This window comes from Microcystis sp. M179S2, from assembly GCF_020245805.1.
In the GTDB taxonomy this organism is placed as follows: Bacteria; Cyanobacteriota; Cyanobacteriia; order Cyanobacteriales; family Microcystaceae; genus Microcystis; species Microcystis aeruginosa.
On record NZ_JADBUE010000241.1, the window covers coordinates 1 to 3364 of the forward strand.

The window sequence follows — 3364 nt, forward strand, 5'->3', positions numbered from 1 at the left end:
ACATATTTGCGTTTAACGTTAGCCGCAAACTTCCATTTAGGATCAGCATCTTGACTGGTAGCATAAAAAGCTAGTAAACCAGCACTTAACTGAATCGGCACAGAGATGTCTGGCAAAGGAAAATACCGTTCTAATTCTGGTTTGTTTCCCGGTGCTGGTTCTGCGGTAAAGCTTTGACTCCAAACAGACTGCCAATTACTAGAATTACTTGCGTTATAAGAAGTCATGCAGGTTAAAGCTAATTACATCTAAATAGTCATCGACATCTACCCCGCAACTTTCAACTATCTCAAGATAGTCTGTGAGGTCAATTTTTAACGAAAGGAAATCGGTTAATGCTTGCCCACAAAGGATTAAATTTTCTGATGTTTCTTCTAAAGAAACTTCCTCGTTTAGCCCTTGAGGAGACCACAACCTCATTCCTTCTCTAATTTCAGGTAAAAGAGAATTAATCACGGCGGAACTCCTCTGGATCAAAACTTACCGTATGAGTGGCACTAGAACCGCTAAAAACGGCATCGGCTAAAATCTCGTTAATTTGCTCTTGATACTGTTTCGTCGAGTCAGTTCGCCCCATGGGAACCGTGTAAGCGGTTCCGGTCTTGTTCTTGTATTTTCGCCCAGTAATTTTTGATGTCTTAGTGGTTCCAGCAACAATGATAGCGATGCGAGCTTTCGCTGAAACAAAGCTAGAAACTCTTTGATAGTCGTTTAGTCCAGTATTAATAACTCCAAATTTAGTCTTAGGACCAAATCCATTTAAGAAAGCATTTGAGCGACCAGATATGGAAATTTTTATCTTACCTTTGTCGTTATTAAATGGATATCCAAAAGCATTGACGCCAACTTCAACCTCTCCGTTTAGGGGAGGTCTAACTATATTTCGCTCCGGTCCGTCGCCTTCACGCCATTTTGCATATTGAACAAAGTCTAGATTCTGTGGAAGGGTGCTAGGGTCAACCTTTCCCAGCTTTAAAGCAGTGTACACTCGTTCTAAATCTGAAAATCTTTTTCTTGCCATATTATCCGCTTAGTACAGTAATTATGCCGCTCTCGGTGAATCCAATAATTCAGTTATAGCAAGGCTTCCAGCCAATACGACTCGACGGAAGGGTATAGACTATCCGTGAATACTAGGGAAACTCATCGACAAGAGCATCAAGGAAGGCAAACGAGCGATCGTAGAGAGCGATCGGCTTGTTCACCCCCCAAATGGTAGCCGTGGCGTACTGGAAGCGCACATCAACCATGGGACGACGGCGGGGTTTGCGGCGGCTTTTCCCTAAAATTGTCTGATTACCGGGATTATAGGGAAAAGATTCATTTTCATTGTCGGCAATGTTAGACTTTAAAAACTTCCAATCAGGATTATCATTTTGTAAGTCTAAAATTTTATTAATCAACTCTTTAGCTGTAGCCTCATCTCGACAAAGTAACTGTAATTGATAGCCCTTATCTTTCTCGGTATAAGAGTATAATTTTCTTCCTTTTTTCCAGACATATCCGTTAGCGGCTCCAAACTCTGTCTTGATTTTGTTGGCTAAAGTAGTTAATTCTGTTCTTGTTATTGTGGTGCTAGATTCATTCATCAACCTAAAAGAAATCTCTCCCCAAGTTGGACGGGAATCGTCCTCTACCTCATTCTGATCTTCTTTGAAATATAAGGTAACTTGAGGTTTAAATTTCCTTGAAGCGTGTAAATCATCTAAGGGAATACCATAAAACGGCTGCTGTAAATCTTGCGCCCGTCTTAGGGTAAAATAAAATAATAAAAAACGCTGAATCATCATATCACAAGTATCGTTATCCTTGAGCAAACAAGCCCAACGCAACGAAGACCGAGGAACGGCTAAATCTAAATCATCGCCTGTAATATCACTAAACTCCTCTCGCACTATTTGGTTATGAACTCTTAAAATAGTGCTTTGCAAGTGTTCAAATTCGTTAAGGTTAGAGGGAGTAGTCATAATGGATGGATCAATTAGGTTTAATTAAGTCAGATTTGTTAATAGAGGGGGATTGCGAATCTTCTTTACCTTTAGTTTCTTTATCTTTTTTGTCTTCTTCTTTTACCTCAACTTCTCCTTTAATTGTGTCTATTTGTGTTTTAATTTCGGCTACATTTTCAGTTACTGATCTAAATTCCGAGGTTATGCTTTCTAGGTCTGATGCAATCTCACTCGCTTGCTGTAGCCCCTGAATCACTCGATCAATTTTTCTATTTTTGCCACTAGAAAAGTTGAATTGTTCGCTCATCCAATTATAGGAATCTTCTAAAACCGCTCCGGACTTCCTTAAAGCATTGCCAATTTTTCCAGTATATTTGGCGGTTTGCTCTAATCCTGATGTGATACCAAAAAGCGAATCAGTCATTAACTGATAAATATTAATTGCACTTTGATAAATCCTATTTGCCTTTGCCCATGTTTCACTTAAGGTAGTGTAATTTTCAGTTCCTATTAGTCCTTTAATAATATTTTCAATTCCATCGCCGATAACTGTAGAGAAATTTTGAGCAACTTCATCACCGTCTTTAATGCCGATAATGCTTAAAGCATTACCTAAAGTGGAAATTAAAGTCGAACCAATGTTTCGAGAAAGCATGACCGCATTATGAATAGCCGCAGCCGTAGCCATTAAATTAAGGGTGCGGTCAACTACTCGCGACTTCCACAACTTAGTAAACCTATCTTGAAGATAGCCCGATAATCCCCCGCTAATTTGTGGACCGAGTTTGTTGTTGATTTGTTTTAATATGGCCAGATCGAGCAACTCAAGCGTTGGAGTCAAGGCATCGAGTTTTTTATTAGCATCATTTAATTTTTGATCTACTGATGTAGGAACGCAGCAGTTATTACCCGGCGGTGTTTGCTTGATTGGCGGCGGTGGATCGCTAGGATTTTCTATTTTTGGGTCTTGAGGATTGATAATCGGAAATGGCGGGAAAAATGGAATAGGATTTTTATCCTTGTTTGGCTCTGGGGTGGTGGTAGTGGGTTGTTTATTGGTGGGATTAGTGGGATTAGGATTGGGGGTAGGATTAGGATTGGGGTCAGGATTAGGATTGGGGTCAGGAGTAGGAATGGGGCCAGGATCAGGGATAGGAGTTGGGTGGGTAAACGGTTCCGGGGGACTGGTTGTTCCAAAGCTCACGACTGGGTCGTTCTTGACGTAAGGTCCTCTAGTCGTGGGCGGATCAATAGGATTAAATTGAAAAGGCTCTTTAAATGGAGGGTTGAGTGCTGGAAAAGGACTAAACCACGGCGGGGTTTCTTCCTTTTTGGGCGGTTCGTTTTGTCCACCGGTATTGTTCTTTCCTGGTCTAGGGAAAGGGGTAAAAGGGGGAGTCGTTCCAGGCGGGTTG

At 41.0% G+C, this 3364-nt stretch carries 3 protein-coding genes and 2 pseudogenes; all 5 read right to left on the bottom strand.

Annotated elements, in window-relative coordinates; translation table 11 throughout:
* Window positions 1-227 (bottom strand): annotated as a pseudogene (locus IM500_RS15005) (hypothetical protein); the annotation flags it as partial.
* Window positions 214-456, bottom strand: a complete 243-nt coding sequence (locus IM500_RS15010) for a hypothetical protein (protein ID WP_190722506.1) — start codon at window positions 454-456, stop codon at window positions 214-216. The pseudogene IM500_RS15005 and the gene IM500_RS15010, both read right to left, overlap by 14 nt.
* Window positions 449-1021 carry a hypothetical protein gene (locus IM500_RS15015; RefSeq protein ID WP_287738845.1) on the bottom strand — a complete coding sequence of 191 codons (573 nt, stop codon included), beginning with the start codon at window positions 1019-1021 and terminating at the stop codon, window positions 449-451. Before IM500_RS15015 ends, IM500_RS15010 begins: the two co-directional genes overlap by 8 nt.
* A 112-nt stretch (window positions 1022-1133) precedes the next feature.
* Window positions 1134-1967 (bottom strand): hypothetical protein, encoded by an 834-nt coding sequence (locus IM500_RS15020; protein WP_190722504.1) that lies wholly within the window; start codon window positions 1965-1967, stop codon window positions 1134-1136.
* Between the two features lie 10 nt (window positions 1968-1977).
* Window positions 1978-3364 (bottom strand): annotated as a pseudogene (locus IM500_RS15025) (hypothetical protein); the annotation flags it as partial.

Bases quoted from the DNA above. Each gene is read 5' to 3' on its own strand.
- IM500_RS15020 (WP_190722504.1), bottom strand. From the start codon at position 1,967: ATGACTACTCCCTCTAACCTTAACGAATTTGAACACTTGCAAAGCACT.
- IM500_RS15015 (WP_287738845.1), bottom strand. From the start codon at position 1,021: ATGGCAAGAAAAAGATTTTCAGATTTAGAACGAGTGTACACTGCTTTA.